Genomic DNA, 15076 nt, shown 5'->3' with positions numbered 1-15076 from the left:
GGCCAAGGCGTTACCCCTTCGATTTCGGACAAAAAACGATCCCGTCGTGTTTGTTTCTTCTTTGCTGCATATTCCAGATCAGAAAAGCTTGATTGCATCGCTCTATTCCATATTTATCAATACGATGCATTTTATCAAACCTTTATGACCAAAGTCGATGTGATCGAATAAATCAGTGTTTCCCTAACTCTTCTCCTTGCAGGGCGAATAGAGGACTTTCACCTCCAAGTAAGTGTGCCTGCCCCAGGCGCACCAATAAAAAAACCCCGACGCAGCGGGGTCAGTAGCGTTCTTCCTAAAAATTAGGCTGTTTCTTGCAGTTTTCTGCGTTGTGCAGCAAACCCCAACAAACCAAGACCAGCTAACAACATTGCATAGGTTTCTGGTTCCGGAATGGCTGCTATGGCATCGATTTCACCTTCGCCAGGAGAGTAAAAACCGCCAACCAGACGATCACCCGATACGACTGCAAAGTAATTATAGGCGCCTGTGAAAGACCATTGTGACGTCCAGTCGTCAGCATTCTTCAAAGCACTGGAATCATCTACACCTTTCGCCCACACATTAGTGATACGTCCTTCTTCGAGCAATGCGCCTGTTGAGTCAGAGCCGAAAATGCGGAATTCAAAAGCTTCCCAGGGCTCATCACCCGTGTTGTCAGCAGCCCAGCCATGATCAATTGCTGGAATGGCGAGGACAGAACTAAGCGCGGTGGCGCTATACACCACGATGGTAGGATCATACTGGAGCCAGTTATGATCTGCTGTGGCCATAGCGGAAGCAGCCGAAATTCCAGTGATGCCGTAAGTCGACCCATCTGCCCAGCCAGTGGTACCATTACCACCACTTGAATAACTGAGATAAGCGGTTGGTGACACAGTGCCGCTATTCACTGTGGCGGTATCAATCAATGTTGCGCCGCCAATTGCGGTTGTAGCAAAAGCTGAAGATGCTGTTGCGGTAAGTATGGCGGCAGTTATTAGAGCTCGTTTAAACACAAATCACCTCTTTAAAAAATAATCCATTCAAAATTTAGCGTTACTTAACCCTAAAAATGATACTTAATCTATTGTTTTATAACTATCCTATCTAGGAAACTGAAGTCTATCATATAGAAAATTTCTATTTAAAAAAATTGTCCTATAAAACTACTTATTTTGTCCTAATTCCTATAAGAAACAAGACAATTCAGGTTTCATCGCATTAATTCCAGCCATTTCTGTAATTTTGACTTCGACCTCGCTATACTCTTCGATATGATCAATTCATGCCCGCATAATTCCGATTCACCAAACGAGCACTTGCTGCATCGGCTATATGCCTTGCAGCAGCAGTTTCTGCACATTTCACCGGAATCCATGCAGCAAGTTGCACGTGAATTTAATCTACCGGTCAGTCAGGTGGTTTCAGTTGTTGAATTCTATTCATTTTTTTATACGCAACCTTGCGGCCGTTTCCACGTTTTGTTCAGTAATTGCACCAGTTGCGGCTATCTGGCCGGTGAACAAAACCTGATGCTGATACTTTGTCAGCAGCTACAAGTTATCCCCGGAAAAACGCGCAGTGACGGGTTGATTAGTATCGATGAGACTTCCTGTATCGGTCTATGTGATCAAGGTGCTTCGCTGCTGATCAATGGTTTACCGGTCACCCGGTTGAATCCAGATAAAATTGCAGAAATTGCTCAATGCATTACTACCGAAACACCGCTGGCAAAATGGCCCGCGAAATGGTTTGAAATCCAGGATACCGTGCATCAGCGCAGCCTGCTGCTGACAGAACAATTTATACCCGGCAGCGCACTACAAAAGGTACTGACCCAAGGTGCAGACGAAACATTATCTACAATCCTACAATCCGGGTTATGCGGCCGCGGCGGCGCCGGATTCAACACTGGCAAGAAGTGGCAACTCTGCCGGGAAGCCCCTGGCAATGCACATTATGTCGTCTGCAATGCCGATGAAGGAGAACCCGGCACTTTTAAAGATCGATTCCTTTTACGCGATCAAGCCAATGCGCTGTTTGAAGGCATGACGGTGTGTGCTTTTGTCATCGGTGCCGAAAAGGGGTTTGTTTATCTGCGCGGGGAATATCGGTATCTGTTAGACCACTTGCACGCAGTTCTCAATCAAAGCCGCCAGCAAGGATTATTGGGACAAAATATTTTAGGTCATGCCAATTTTCATTTTGATATTGAAATTGTGGTGGGTGCAGGCGCCTATATTTGCGGCGAAGAATCGGCATTGATCGAATCGCTCGAAGGCAAGCCGGGCATTCCACGCATCCGCCCGCCCTTTCCTGTAACGCACGGCTATCTTGGGCAGCCCACGGTCATCAATAATGTCGAAACATTGATCGCCGCAGCGCATATCGCAATTCATGGCAGCACTTGGTTTAAATCAGCCGGTACGGAAAAATCAACTGGCAGCAAAATCCTGAGTGTCAGCGGTGATTGCTGTTCACCGGGAATTTATGAATATTCTTTTGGAGTCAATATTCAACAGGTGCTGGATGATTGTCATGCACACAATGTCCAAGCCGTGCAGATTGGCGGTCCGGCTGGGAAACTGATTGGTGCCGCCGATTTTAACCGCACGATCAGCTTTGAAGATGTATCCACCGGCGGCTCATTTTTAATATTTGGGCAACAGCGCAATCTGTTGACTATCAATCGCAATTTCGCACGATTCTTTGCACATGAAAGCTGCGGTTTTTGCACCCCTTGCCGCGTGGGTACGCATCTACTTAAAAACAATCTGGATAAAATTGCCAACGGCCGCGGCACAGCTTACGATATCGAAGAACTCAAACAGCTCAGTCAATTGATTCAGCATCATTCACACTGTGGCTTGGGACATACGGCAGCCAATCATATTCTGGATAGTTTGCAACACTTCCCGCAAGTGTTTGAAGCCAAACTGAAGCAACATTTCACCGCGCAATTTGATTTGGATCAGGCGCTCGAGACTGCCCGTCAAGTAACGAACCGTGACGATGCCGCGGCGCATTTGGATTAGATCACATGCCAGAGAACCCAAACACGATCAGCATCGACGGACAGGAAATCTCATTCAATGCAGGACAAACCATTATGGATGCCGCATTGGCTGCGGAAGTTTATATTCCGCATCTGTGTCACTACCCCGGACTGACGCCGAGTGGCAATTGCCGGTTGTGTGTGGTGGAAATCGGCAGCCGCAGTGCTGCTGCGTGCATCACACCGGCCATTACTGGTCAGGAAATCCGCAATAACGCGCCGGAATTAAACGAAACACGCAAAGCCATCACGCAAATGCTGTTTGTCGAAGGCAACCATATTTGTCCGTCGTGCGAGAAAACCGGCAATTGCAAACTGCAAGCGATGGGTTATTATCTGGGCATGCTGGAGGATCATTTTCCGCAATTTTATCAACGCCGCGAGATTGATGCCTCGCATGCCAAAATTCTACTCGATCGTGGCCGTTGTATTTTGTGTGATTTATGCGTTCGCGCCAGCCGTGACGTGGATGGAAAGAACGTATTTGCCATTGCCGGGCGCGGCACGGGTGCACATTTGATCGTCAACTCTCCGACCGGAAAGCTGGCAGATAGCACGGTTGAAACATCCGATCTGGCGGCAACCATCTGCCCGGTGGGCGCGATTCTGATCAAGGAACAAGGCTATCAGGTGCCGATCGGGCAACGCATTTATGATCAGCACACCATCCGCGAAATTGGTTTGCAGGAAAGCATTGCGAAAAAAAATGATGATTAAGACCCAGACTAAAATCAAAATAGACACTACGTTATTAACCGATTGCTTTGGCTATCACCTGTCTTTTCTAGACATAGCCGAGTATTTGGCCGGTCTACTCGAACAGGTCGAACTTGACCGCCCGCTATTGACCGGCCTCAAACACTGCAACCCCTTCAATTTTGGATTGATTGAAGACGGTGTGTGCAATGCGGAAAATGTGCTTCTATTGCGCTGTTCCTCCACACCAAAAGCACAATGAGTTTTTCTATCGATATCTGCGAAAAAGCCGGTGTACGCACATTGCATTTCGGCTCCGACTGGATACAGGGCGCAATGCGCATCGGGCGCCCATGGCATCTGGAACTCGACTACACCCGGGAAATGATGGCAAGCCTGTTGCTGAGGGACGATGCGCGCTTTCCGCGCAAAGTACTGCTGATCGGTTTGGGTGCGGCATCACTGACCAAATTCTTATATCGCCACTACCCGCTGTCAAAACTGACCGTGGTTGAGATTGAACCGCGCGTGGTGGCTGCAGCGAGGCAATTTTTCAAACTACCGGAAGACCCGCTGCGCCTGAATATCGTGATCGCAGACGGCTCAGAGTATATCGCCGAACACGACAAGACCTACGATCTGATTCTGGTGGATGGTTTCGATGCTGACGCACGTCCCGGTGCATTGGATATGCTGCCGTTTTACCAGATGTGCCGTGCGCGACTGAACAATAACGGCATCCTTGCGGTGAACCTGCTAGGACGCAGCCGCGGGTACCAGGCCAGTCTGGAGCGCATCAAAACATCATTCGACGAACGCGCACTGGCTTTCCCATCCTGCGACAAAGGCAACGTCATTGCAATGGCCACGACCGGAGAGAAGATTCAGATTTCACTGAATGAACTCAAAGTGCAAATACTCAAATTGAAAGAAAGTACCGGACTCAATCTGCTGCCAACGCTGGTGCGTCTGGAGCAGGCAAAATCATGTCCGGGCGGGATTCTTACGATTTAAAAAAAAGCAAAAAGAGCTCTGCTTAGGGCAGGTCACAAATTGAGAAGATTGTCGGTAAATTGGATGTATTTCTGTTTTGCAAGCTGTATTCGTAATTCTGGTGTCTGACCCCGGTTTGAGTTTTGACACCAACTTGTTCTTGATTCGCGACCCCATTTTCGTGCGATCCGGTTTCCGTCCCAACTTGTGCAAAGAAGGATTCAATGTGTTCTTGCACCAATTGGTACAGGGCGATTTCTTCCGCCGGACGGCACAGTCTTGTCGACACACCATCCGCTTCAATCAATCTTGTGACTAATCTCACTGACAACAGGTCATCTGTTTGTCATAATTATGAAAAAATTATGTTTCTGATGATTACCTTTATTAGGTCGTGCCATGAACGAACAAAATAAATCTGAAGAAAGATCTTCCCTAGCGACCCCTGGGGTTGCGATTGTTGCCATTCTGTTAAGCCTTTTTGCCGCTCAGGAAGCAATATTCAAACCCACTCGGCCTCCCATGATCGATTCAGAAAGAACATTCAGCGAAGATGTCCGCTCTCGATTATGGCAGGACCCATTTCAAGCCGTGGAAGAGCACCGTAAGCAACACCAAACGCAAAGATCTTCGGTTAATTTGATAATACCTGAAGAAATTTCCTATATTGATGAACCCAATCCGCAGGCCAAGATTATTTTTAAGAATACTGGCGACAATAGAAATGGGAAAAATGTATTAATTCAAATTCCAGAGCTTTCTGATCAATTTGGCTATGAGTACAGTCACGATCCCACGCGCGTTTGTTATGATCAAGAAACCATGAAGAATCGGAAAGATGAGCCATACAAGGACTCTAAAATATTGGCTCATTCAATCGAAGATTTAAATTGCAAAATCAAAATTAATAGAAAAAACTCCGGCACTAATAAAAAAAGCTTACATGTACTCGCAGTGATGGTGCCGGGTGGCCCTTACGCTGAAGATAAAGAACGGCGACTACGATCCCGTTATGCGGTGATATCTGCGTTAACAGATCTAACCTATACACCACAGGATCCAGAACACATTGAATTTGTTGAATTTAAAGAAACTTGCAATGCAGTACTGCAAGAATTACGTACTACTGAATTGGCTAAGAGTACGGAAAAGAAAAAATTAAATGATACAGAAAAAAAACTGGAAGAAAAAGTTCATTTCTGTCATATGGGTACTTTTATGCCCTACGAATGGTTTAAGCGCCAAGACAATGATGCTGACAAAGTTTTATTACTCTGGCTAGATAACAGTGGATTTACAAGCACTAAAACACCCCTCAATACGGTAGGTTTTTTAAAGAAAGAACTTGACATCAAAAACCCTAATAGCCATTTCAGCATAATTGGACCAGCTGGTTCCGATGCATTAAATGAAATGTACCGTGAAGTAATTGATATAGAAGAAATAATTCCAATTAAGAATCTTTATAATGCTGTTCATAGCCCCAGATCATTCTACTCAGAGCTTGAAAACAGTTACATCTATACACCTACAGCCACAGTAGAAAAAAAGCATTTGCATGTAAAAGATAATGGTACAAAGATGAATAGAAACTGGCTGGACGAAAGAATTGTCAGAACAATCAGCACACAAGATAAATTAGCCAATACAATACTCTGTGAATTGGCATTACGAGGCGTCATTCCCTATCATGCTGAGAACACGCAATTTATCAAAAAGGGATGCGGGGAACTGTCCGGATTTGTGCTGCCAAACAATCATAAACCGCATCACATTGTACTGATTGGTGAAAAAGACACATTCTATTCGCAGAAATTGACCGAGTCTTTGCTGGATGCCATAAGGTCGCTGAATAACAAAGATTCGCCATTAAAATGGGTATATTCTTTTCCTTATCTGCGCGGTTTGGATGGTATAACTTCCGAGCACTCTTCTACTCAGAGAGATAACAAGAAAAAAGAATCTCAAGCAAATAAACCAAACAGCCAGGAAACAAAAGAAACAGTGGAACGTCCCGTTGGCCCAAGTCAACTTGATTATTTGCTCAGCCTTGCTGAGAAAATAAAACAACTGGATAATCAATATGCCAATGAAGGTGGCATTAAAGCAATCGGCATTACAGGTAGTGACACCTACGACAAACTACTGATATTACAAGCCTTACGCAACAAATTTCCTAAAACACTATTTTTTACGACAGATTTGGATGCTCGGCTATTTTATCCAACTGAAATAAAATGGACGCGCAATTTACTGGTTGCATCACCATTCGGTTTAGAATTAAGCGATACCGTGCAATTTAAAAGCAATACTGTGCAAAAAACAGCGTCACCATTCAGAGATAACTATCAAACTTCTATATATTTATCTATTTTACTTGCAATGCACTGTATAGAAGGACATAAGCAATGCAAGGAATCTATAGCAAAATTATGGACTGAAGAACCGCGGATGTTCGAGATCGGCAATCATAGCGCAATTGATCTTAGTCATAGCTCCATAAGTGGTTTTCATCCAAAACCAGAGAATGCGCAAGCGTCAGTATTGAAGAACCCTTTAATGCAAGCGAGAAGCATTGAATTGGGTCCATTAAAACCCATCGACATACCACAATTTGTTTGTTTTATAATTGGCATTATCTTTTTAACAGCTCTCTTACAACTCGCTGTCCCGAGACGCTACCACATCAATATTCTAGCAATTGCTTTTGTTTCTAGTATCTTGGTCGGTTTTTATAGTTTTATACTATTGAATATGGATTTAGGATCTGAGCCTTTATCATTTAACAATGGTATCAGTTCCTGGCCTGCCGCTGGAATAAGGCTTTTAGCAATCTGTTTGGTAATTATTTTTCTTTTAAAAATATATTTTCAGACAAAAAAAAATGATCAGTCCATTACCGGCATATACTTATCACAGGAAAACAAAGAAGAAGCCACGGCAACGTTAAAAATAAAGAACCCCTGGTCGTTTTTTTGGATTGACAATTGGAAAAAAACAGAAAGTAATGAACTGGTGAGATTTACAGAGCTCTGGTGTGAATATCTCTCCTTCAGAAGATGGTTTTATTTTGTTCCAAGAATATTAATTCTGCTCTTGCTTTATTTTACTTGTATCTATGCATTAGGACTCACCGACCCCGTTCTTCAACCCAGCATCCCATTCCGTGGCGAGTTGAATTTACACTTTTCTCAGTGGATAATTTTCTTTGCAGCATTTGTCTTTTTTATTTTAATTTTTGTTATCGTGGATATTTCACACTTAACCAGCCACTTTGTAGGATTACTTGGAAAAGGAAATGTTAACTTAAGCAAAAAGTTAATTGGTGAATATTGCGGCAAGTTTAATTTACCGGAATCTGCAGTCAACGACAAAATTCTAATGGATATTATTTATAAAACCACCAAAACCATCAATGGGCTTATTTACTATCCCTTCATTTTCCTGCTCCTGTTCCTTTTAGCGCGTAATGATTATTTTGATAACTGGCAATTTCCACCATCAATTTTAATTATTATCAGCTTTACTGTGCTAATAGCGTGGTGTAGTGCATTTAGATTGACACGGGCCGCAAAGATAGCGAGAAAAGAAATCCTAAAAAGATTAAACAGCTTAATAAAAAATAACGATATAGAAAATTTTGCTCAGGTAAAATTGCTGATTACTGAAATAGAAAATCTTAAAAAAGGACCCTTCCTGCCATTAACACAACACCCAATGGTTCTGTCCTGGCTCATACCATTTGGTAGTGCTGGTGGGTTGTATTTACTGGAATACTTTGCATCTACTGCAGTGTAATCTTTAAGCATCCAACTATAATGAAATTATCGGTGTATAGGAGAAATAAACACACTTTTACATCAGAAAAAAACGAATGCAATTTTTAACCGCCACAGCTGGGCTGAATGCAGGTTATTTTGTGGATTGTGGTACGCAGCCCTTTGCCATGATCTCTGAGAACGGTTTTTGTTCTCAAAGTGTCGACTTCCCTGACTAAGCCTTGAGTTGCCGTATAAAATGCTTTAAAGTTATTGATTTATCGCATTATATCCTGCAGATATCCAGCCCCACCTCTTAAGCCACCAAAAGGGCGCTCCATAGACAAAACTGAACTGTTTGATGCCGTGCTATTATCTGAGCATACTGGATGAATATTTTCCGCAGTTTTATCGGCACCATGGAGTGAATGGAAAGAACGTATTTGCGGCCGCGAAGAAAAATGATGATTAAGCCCAAAATCAAAATTGCCACCACTTCATTAGCCGGTTGCTTCGGCTGCCACATGTCTTTTCTCGACATGGACGAGCGTCTGATAGATCTGCTCAAACACGTCGAGTTTAATCGCTCACCATTCACCGACATCAAGCACTGCGGCCCATGCGACATTGGATTGATCGAAGGCGGTGTGTGCAACGCGGAAAATGTGCATGTGCTGCGTGAATTCCGTGCCAATTGCAAAACACTCATTGCCGTCGGCGCTTGCGCCATTAATGGCGGCGTGCCCGCAATGCGGAATTATTTTGATTTGCAGGAATGCTTACAAGAAGTGTTCTTATCTGGAACCGGCATCACGAATCCACAGATTCCCGATGACATTGAGTTACCATTGTTACTGGACAAGGTGTATCCCGTCAGCGAAGTGGTACGCATCGATTATTTTCTCCCCGGCTGCCCGCCTTCCGCCAATGAGTTCCTGCAAATACTGGAACCGCTATTGGCCGGACAAAAACCCGTGTTTTCCAAATCCCATTTGCATTACGACTAAACCAACGAATATGCAACCCGATCATCCATTACCACCTGCTACCCGGCGTATTGCCATTGACCCGATTACCCGCGTCGAGGGGCATGGCAAAATCACGTTGCTATTGGATGAAAACAATCACATCGGCGAAGCGCGACTACATATCGTCGAATTTCGCGGCTTTGAGAAATTCATCCAAGGCCGCCCGTATTGGGAAGTACCTTTTTTTGTGCAACGGCTGTGCGGCATTTGCCCGGTTAGCCATCAATTGGCGGCGGCGAAAGCGGTGGATCAAATCGTGGGTGTGCGGCAACTCACACCGACAGCAACCAAATTGCGCCGCTTGCTGCATTTCGGCCAGATCCTGCAATCGCACGCGTTGCATTTTTTCCATCTTTCTTCCCCGGACTTCCTGTTCGGCTTCGGCAGTGATCCGGTGCAGCGCAATATTGTCGGTGTTTTGGAGCAATACCCGGAAATCGCACTAAAAGGCGTCAAGCTGCGCAAATTCGGTCAGCAAATTATCGAAGCGATCACCGGCAAGCGCATTCACGGCACCGGCACCGTGCCCGGTGGCATGAACAAACCGTTGACGATTACCGAACGCGATGCGTTGCTGGCTGATATTAACAATATTCTGCAATGGAGTCAGGAAGCGCTGGCGCTGAATGAGCAAATCCACACCGCACACCCGGAACACCGCGATTTTGGTACCCTGCGCAGCAATTATCTCAGTATGACCGGAGCAAACGGTGAACTGGAGTTCTATCACGGCGGATTGCGGGCGCGTTATGCCGATGGCGCTCCTATTTTTGATCAGTTTGATTACTGCGATTACCAACAGATGCTGCGGGAAGAGGTGCGCCCGTGGAGTTACATGAAGTTTCCCTATCTCTCAGCATTAGGGATCGAACAAGGCTGGTACCGCGTTGGTCCGCTCGCGCGCATCAACAATTGCGACCGTATCTCCACGCCGCTCGCCGAAGCCGCGCGATTGCGATTCAGAGCCTACGGCAACGACGGAGCGGTGCACGATACATTGGCCTACCATTGGGCACGCATGATCGAATTGCTACACTGCACCGAATCGATTCACGCTTTGCTGCACGATGCAGATATCACCGGCGCAGAACTGATGACGGATAAAGGCGAGCGCCAGCCGCAAGGCATCGGCGTCATCGAAGCCCCGCGCGGTACGTTGTTTCATCATTATCAGGTCAACGAAGAAGGTCTGGTCACCCAAGCCAACCTGATCGTCTCAACCACCAGCAACAACCAGGCGATGAACGAATCGGTACGCACCGTCGCCAATCAATACCTCGACGGCCAAGAAATCACCGAGGCGCTGCTGAATCACCTCGAAGTCGCCGTGCGCGCGTACGATCCCTGCCTGTCCTGCGCCACGCATGCGTTGGGTAAAATGCCGCTGCAGGTGACGCTACAAGACACGGTGGGGAAAGTGATTCATCAATTGACGAAAGGAGTTAATGGTACGATTCGGTGATGAATGAAAGAGGCACGGATTTAAAAAACTTGTTATATTAAAAGCTAAATTGACAATCTTTCATGTAATAAAGGAAATAGTATGCGGCATTTTATTTTGGATTTCATTTCTGAATATTCAATTGCGTCATTTCGGATATCTAATTCTAGTTATTAGGTTGCACTAATAAGGAGACTGGTCATTCGTATCCCTTGGACTGGCAGCAGATGCATCACCTGCCTTCGCGAGACGGTTCTCTCCGAGGAGCATCTCATCCCAAAGGCGCTCGGAGGTCATCTGACAGCTGTCTTTCTTTGCCAAGCTTGCAACTCTTCTCTCGGGCATCGCACTGAAGCAGCTGCGCGATTAGATCCTACAGTCCGGCTTCTCGTGAACGATCTTGCCGCCGAGATACCAGCGCTGGCCCAAGCCCTTTCGAAAAACTCACCCTATGTGGGATGCGGTCTAGGAGGAAAAACGACGGGCCACGTCAGGGATGGTGAGTTTTTAGTTCGCGCCAAGACAAATCCAGATGGCTCGCTTATACAATCTACACCTGAAGCACGAAAATCCATCGATGCCATCCTCCGTCGCCAAGGATACGACGCACCATTCCGCGCCGAAGCTATTCGGGCGCTAGACGAAGCACCAGAGAACATTCGAGTCAGAGTTGCTCCTGACTTAGAAGTTGTGAAATGGGGAATAACGAAACTCGAGTTGGCGCTCGATGGGCCACTGCTTGATCCGGTCATTCCACTGAAAATCGCCTTCGAATTCATCGCTTGCCATCTTGGGACTGACATATACGAGGAAATACAGCCTCTTGATGAGATCCGTCATGCTCTCACAACAGGCGAACTGGACCCAAGTCTGATCCATGTCGAGCGACTGATTGCCGAGAAGTCCCACCCATTTCACGGTATCATCTTTGAGGGCAACGACCCATACGCGAAAGTCCAGATTCGCCTTTTTGGGAAACTCGGGTTTCGTATTCATTTCCTACGACTCGCTATCGGGGGTCCTAGAGGAGAATATACTCATGATCTAATTACTAATGAGGAGCATGTCCGTGAGATATCAGAGTGTAAAGTTGATTAACCTAACCTCCGCTTACAGTTACATCGAATGATCTCACTTCCGCAGCCACCACAGTATCAACGTCAGTACGACAGAGATGATCAAGCCGGTCATCAACGGAAAATAAAAGCTGAAATTCTCGCGTTCGATGTGAATATCGCCGGGCAAGCGGCCGAGCGGCAATTGCGATAGCCAGGGCCACAACAGGCCAAGCACGAGTAGCAAAACCCCGAGTGTAATCAGTAACTGTTGCATCGCATTTTATCCGGTTAACTTACGAAACATATCGTATGTGCTAATTCTGCTTTGGAAATATCAATTTGTCCGCTGCAAAACCCAACTCTGCGGCTCGCTGTACAAACCGGTCAAGCAATGCATCGCTAACCGTTGGGGTTCTTGCCAGCAACCATAGGTACGACTTGTCGTAACTGGTGACGAAGGCGTATTGGTAATTTTCCTTGTCCAATTCAAACACGATGTAAGCACCATAAAAAGGACCGAAAAAGGAAACTTTCAGATACCCTTGCTGCGGGTCTTCGACAAAATAAGCTTTGCCTTCGGCTTCTTTCCACTTGTTATCCACCGCCGAAAAGCCTTTGTTAATGACTTTGACACCGCCATCGTCGCGTAGAAAGTATTCCGCCGTGACGTTGTCGAGCCCGCGTTCAAACGAATGATCGAGCCGGGCGATTTCGTACCATTTTCCCAAATATTTGTTGAGCTCAAACCCATTAATCGGTTCGATATGCTGCGGGATCGATACACAACCGCTTATCCAAAGAGTCAGAAAAATACCCAGTAATTGTCGCATTTCTAAATACTCATGAAGTCGTTAATGCCGGGTAATCCGTATACCCTTCAGCGTCCCAGGTATAAAACGTAGCCGGACTGGGTTGGTTGAGTGGCGTGCTCGCTTTGATCCGTGCCGGCAAATCGGGATTCGCCAAGAAACTGACACCAAAAGCCACCGCATCAATTTTTCCTGCGGCGATATCTTTACCTGCTTCCTCGCCGGTGTAACCCATATTACCGATCAACACACCTTTATAATGCTGGCGAATCGGCGTCATCACGTCGCCGTTTTGCTGCTGAAAAAAATCACCGCGCATCACATGCAAATAGGCAATGTGATAGTCGTTGAGCCGGGTCGCCAGCCAGGTGAATAATCCGACCGGATCGCTATCGATCATGCTGTTGTAGCTGTTCAACGGTGAAATACGCAATCCGACTCGATCGCTCCCCCACACGGCGCTGACGGCTTCAAGCACTTCCAATGTTAAACGCGCCCGATTTTCAAACGAGCCGCCGTAAGGACCCGTACGCTTGTTCGAGCCGTCGCGCAGAAACTCATCTAGCAAGTAGCCGTTCGCACCATGTATTTCGATACCATCAAATCCCGCAACTTTGGCATTTTCCGCAGCTTTCTTGAATCCGGAGACTAAGCCTGATAGTTCATCGTCACGTAATTCTCGCGGAATAACATAAGGTTTCGTTCCTTCTGGCGTGCGTACTTCATCATTAGTGATGGCAATTGGACTTGGTGCAACCGGCTGCGCGCCACGATTGAGCAACGGGTGACAAGCTCTGCCGCCATGCCAGATCTGCAGGAAGATTCTGCCACCGGTTGCATGCACTGCATCGGTAACTTGCTTCCAGCCAGCAATCTGCTCTGAAGAATAAATGCCCGGCTCCTTCCAGAAGGCTGAATTGCCTTCGGTCGCCATGGTGGCTTCCGCAATGATCAATCCGGCACTTGCCCGCTGCGCGTAATATTCTGCCATCAAGTCATTCGGAATATGCGCATCCCCTGCCCGGCAGCGTGTAAGCGGCGCCATGAAAATGCGATTTGGCACATTCAATGTACCCAGCTTTAACGGTGTAAACAGCGTATTCATCCGGCTAAATCTCCAAAGTGGTAGTACTGTTTATTTTAGCGCAAATAAGCGAATTGAAATTTATCTTGATTTTTGCTTTTGAAGCAGATGAATAATTTCCTTATTTTTCATAAAGAAAGAAATTTATTCGTGTATCTGCAACAGAAATGTGAATTAAATGTGAAATATGTGTGAACTTTTTGTGAAGTAACGTATCATAGAGTTACAAAGCTATTTTCAGTAAGTTTTATAAACCTCAATTAAGGAGATTCACATGAAAACAAGTCATATTTTTGTTCTGTCAGCTTTAGTTATTACCGGTGCTTACTTTGGCGCTCTGTCGTTGTTTGAATTACCAGAAACCACGATGGAATGGGTACTTTCAGATATTATTCTCGGCGCGATACTTTATGTGAACTACTTGGTGATTGCCATGGCACATGGTTCACCAAAAACCCAAAAGAACTATTCTGAAAAAAAGGTTACCGCGTAATATTTTTTATTTTAAATGGGGTTAATGCAAATACTTCAATCGCATTAACCCCAGTGATAACTTTATTTCACTTGAATCAAGGAGATTCTCATGAAAACAAGTCATATTTTCATTTTGTCAGCTTTAGTGATTAGCGGCACATTTTTTGGCGTTTTGTCTTTGTTTGAATCGCCAGAGACTGTAATCGAACAAGTTACTTTGGATATTATTCTAGGATCGATTCTTTATGTGGGTTATTTGGTATTTGGTATGACATATAGCTCATCAAAAACCAGAAAACATTATCCGGTAAGAAAGGTTACTGCATAAAATATACTAGTCTGAACGGGGTTAGTGCGAATACTTCAGTCGCATTTTCCCCGTTTTTTTATTCAAGGATTGCAGAAAGCTATTTTTTTAAAATACAGGTAGTAACGCGCACAAGCGCTATAGACGTTTGAATCGTTCTGCCGGATGATCTAGCCAATGAATCAATCCTTGTGTATTCAGCCGAATATCCGAACTCAGGAGTTCATCAATCTCTGCTTGCGGTAACCGGCAGTCGTGTTCCGCTAATCGTTGTAATAATAATTTGCTGAGTGCTTCCGAAATAACGGATTGCCGATTCGTTTTATCATGCCTTGCAGCCTGAGCAATCTCCACATGCGCATCAATCAAGTAGTGCATCGATTCCGCATGA

General features: G+C 45.4%; 15 protein-coding genes and 3 pseudogenes. 11 read left to right on the top strand and 7 right to left on the bottom strand.

Going from position 1 to position 15076, the window contains the following annotated elements; all coding sequences use genetic code 11:
- Both QZ942_RS07755 and QZ942_RS07750 read right to left on the bottom strand, forming a co-directional pair.
- Nucleotides 1-98, bottom strand: a pseudogene (locus tag QZ942_RS07755) (IS5/IS1182 family transposase); the annotation flags it as partial.
- A gap of 204 nt (nucleotides 99-302) precedes the next feature.
- Complete coding sequence (locus tag QZ942_RS07750; RefSeq protein ID WP_292994326.1) at nucleotides 303-998, bottom strand: FxDxF family PEP-CTERM protein; 696 nt, start codon at nucleotides 996-998, stop codon at nucleotides 303-305.
- Nucleotides 999-1256: 258 nt separating this feature from the next.
- On the opposite strand from QZ942_RS07750, the gene QZ942_RS07745 reads away from it, so the two are divergent.
- Genes QZ942_RS07745 through QZ942_RS07730 form a run of 4 tightly spaced genes read left to right on the top strand, consistent with a single transcriptional unit; the run spans nucleotide 1257 to nucleotide 4747 of the window.
- Nucleotides 1257-3017: an NADH-ubiquinone oxidoreductase-F iron-sulfur binding region domain-containing protein gene (locus QZ942_RS07745; protein ID WP_292994324.1), complete on the top strand. Its 1761-nt coding sequence runs from the start codon at nucleotides 1257-1259 to the stop codon at nucleotides 3015-3017.
- Nucleotides 3018-3022: 5 nt separating this feature from the next.
- Complete coding sequence (locus QZ942_RS07740) at nucleotides 3023-3754, top strand: 2Fe-2S iron-sulfur cluster-binding protein (protein ID WP_292994322.1); 732 nt, start codon at nucleotides 3023-3025, stop codon at nucleotides 3752-3754.
- Entirely contained in the window at nucleotides 3744-3995 is a 252-nt protein-coding gene (locus tag QZ942_RS07735; protein ID WP_292994320.1) for a hypothetical protein, read from the top strand. The genes QZ942_RS07740 and QZ942_RS07735 overlap by 11 nt, the downstream gene beginning before the upstream one ends.
- Nucleotides 3992-4747, top strand: coding sequence for a fused MFS/spermidine synthase (locus QZ942_RS07730; protein ID WP_292994318.1), 756 nt, complete (start codon nucleotides 3992-3994; stop codon nucleotides 4745-4747). Before QZ942_RS07735 ends, QZ942_RS07730 begins: the two co-directional genes overlap by 4 nt.
- A 22-nt stretch (nucleotides 4748-4769) precedes the next feature.
- Here the strand turns inward: QZ942_RS07730 and QZ942_RS07725 are convergent, their stop codons facing one another.
- Nucleotides 4770-5057 carry a hypothetical protein gene (locus QZ942_RS07725; protein WP_292994316.1) on the bottom strand — a complete coding sequence of 96 codons (288 nt, stop codon included), beginning with the start codon at nucleotides 5055-5057 and terminating at the stop codon, nucleotides 4770-4772.
- Between the two features lie 68 nt (nucleotides 5058-5125).
- Here QZ942_RS07725 and QZ942_RS07720 point away from each other — a divergent pair, with 68 nt between their 5' ends.
- From QZ942_RS07720 to QZ942_RS07705, 5 genes and pseudogenes are all read left to right on the top strand, one after another.
- Nucleotides 5126-8524, top strand: a complete 3399-nt coding sequence (locus QZ942_RS07720; protein ID WP_292994314.1) for a hypothetical protein — start codon at nucleotides 5126-5128, stop codon at nucleotides 8522-8524.
- A 421-nt stretch (nucleotides 8525-8945) separates the two neighbouring features.
- Nucleotides 8946-9491, top strand: a complete 546-nt coding sequence (locus QZ942_RS07715) for an NADP oxidoreductase (protein ID WP_292994312.1) — start codon at nucleotides 8946-8948, stop codon at nucleotides 9489-9491.
- Between the two features lie 10 nt (nucleotides 9492-9501).
- Entirely contained in the window at nucleotides 9502-10974 is a 1473-nt protein-coding gene (locus QZ942_RS07710; protein ID WP_292994310.1) for a Ni/Fe hydrogenase subunit alpha, read from the top strand.
- A 165-nt stretch (nucleotides 10975-11139) separates the two neighbouring features.
- Nucleotides 11140-11304, top strand: a pseudogene (locus QZ942_RS14085) (HNH endonuclease); the annotation flags it as partial.
- Nucleotides 11305-11343: 39 nt separating this feature from the next.
- Nucleotides 11344-12051 (top strand): hypothetical protein, encoded by a 708-nt coding sequence (locus tag QZ942_RS07705; protein ID WP_292994308.1) that lies wholly within the window; start codon nucleotides 11344-11346, stop codon nucleotides 12049-12051.
- Nucleotides 12052-12084: 33 nt separating this feature from the next.
- Here QZ942_RS07705 and QZ942_RS07700 read toward each other — a convergent pair whose 3' ends face one another.
- Genes QZ942_RS07700 through QZ942_RS07690 form a run of 3 tightly spaced genes read right to left on the bottom strand, consistent with a single transcriptional unit; the run spans nucleotide 12085 to nucleotide 13925 of the window.
- A complete protein-coding gene (locus QZ942_RS07700; protein ID WP_292994306.1) occupies nucleotides 12085-12285 on the bottom strand; it encodes a DUF2905 domain-containing protein in 201 nt (66 codons plus the stop codon).
- 40 nt (nucleotides 12286-12325) lie between these two features.
- Nucleotides 12326-12841: a lipocalin family protein gene (locus tag QZ942_RS07695; RefSeq protein ID WP_292994304.1), complete on the bottom strand. Its 516-nt coding sequence runs from the start codon at nucleotides 12839-12841 to the stop codon at nucleotides 12326-12328.
- Between the two features lie 10 nt (nucleotides 12842-12851).
- Complete coding sequence (locus QZ942_RS07690) at nucleotides 12852-13925, bottom strand: alkene reductase (RefSeq protein ID WP_292994302.1); 1074 nt, start codon at nucleotides 13923-13925, stop codon at nucleotides 12852-12854.
- Nucleotides 13926-14178: 253 nt separating this feature from the next.
- Between QZ942_RS07690 and QZ942_RS07685 the strand changes: the two genes are divergently transcribed.
- Together QZ942_RS07685 and QZ942_RS07680 are read left to right on the top strand one after the other, a co-directional pair.
- A complete protein-coding gene (locus tag QZ942_RS07685; RefSeq protein WP_292994300.1) occupies nucleotides 14179-14397 on the top strand; it encodes a C4-dicarboxylate ABC transporter in 219 nt (72 codons plus the stop codon).
- A gap of 90 nt (nucleotides 14398-14487) precedes the next feature.
- Entirely contained in the window at nucleotides 14488-14706 is a 219-nt protein-coding gene (locus QZ942_RS07680; protein ID WP_292994298.1) for a C4-dicarboxylate ABC transporter, read from the top strand.
- Between the two features lie 117 nt (nucleotides 14707-14823).
- Here QZ942_RS07680 and QZ942_RS07675 read toward each other — a convergent pair.
- Nucleotides 14824-15076, bottom strand: a pseudogene (locus tag QZ942_RS07675) (MBL fold metallo-hydrolase); the annotation flags it as partial.

Source organism: Nitrosomonas sp., assembly GCF_021731985.1.
Lineage (GTDB): Bacteria > Pseudomonadota > Gammaproteobacteria > Burkholderiales > Nitrosomonadaceae > Nitrosomonas.
This window is presented reverse-complemented; position numbering and strand designations above follow the sequence as displayed.

Excerpts from the sequence above, each read along its gene's own strand:
- QZ942_RS07745 (WP_292994324.1), top strand. The coding sequence starts at position 1,257 with ATGATCAATTCATGCCCGCATAATTCCGATTCACCAAACGAGCACTTG.
- QZ942_RS07740 (WP_292994322.1), top strand. The coding sequence starts at position 3,023 with ATGCCAGAGAACCCAAACACGATCAGCATCGACGGACAGGAAATCTCA.
- QZ942_RS07735 (WP_292994320.1), top strand. The coding sequence starts at position 3,744 with ATGATGATTAAGACCCAGACTAAAATCAAAATAGACACTACGTTATTA.
- QZ942_RS07730 (WP_292994318.1), top strand. The coding sequence starts at position 3,992 with ATGAGTTTTTCTATCGATATCTGCGAAAAAGCCGGTGTACGCACATTG.
- QZ942_RS07720 (WP_292994314.1), top strand. The coding sequence starts at position 5,126 with ATGAACGAACAAAATAAATCTGAAGAAAGATCTTCCCTAGCGACCCCT.
- QZ942_RS07715 (WP_292994312.1), top strand. The coding sequence starts at position 8,946 with ATGATGATTAAGCCCAAAATCAAAATTGCCACCACTTCATTAGCCGGT.
- QZ942_RS07710 (WP_292994310.1), top strand. The coding sequence starts at position 9,502 with ATGCAACCCGATCATCCATTACCACCTGCTACCCGGCGTATTGCCATT.
- QZ942_RS07700 (WP_292994306.1), bottom strand. The coding sequence starts at position 12,285 with ATGCAACAGTTACTGATTACACTCGGGGTTTTGCTACTCGTGCTTGGC.
- QZ942_RS07695 (WP_292994304.1), bottom strand. The coding sequence starts at position 12,841 with ATGCGACAATTACTGGGTATTTTTCTGACTCTTTGGATAAGCGGTTGT.
- QZ942_RS07690 (WP_292994302.1), bottom strand. The coding sequence starts at position 13,925 with ATGAATACGCTGTTTACACCGTTAAAGCTGGGTACATTGAATGTGCCA.
- QZ942_RS07685 (WP_292994300.1), top strand. The coding sequence starts at position 14,179 with ATGAAAACAAGTCATATTTTTGTTCTGTCAGCTTTAGTTATTACCGGT.
- QZ942_RS07680 (WP_292994298.1), top strand. The coding sequence starts at position 14,488 with ATGAAAACAAGTCATATTTTCATTTTGTCAGCTTTAGTGATTAGCGGC.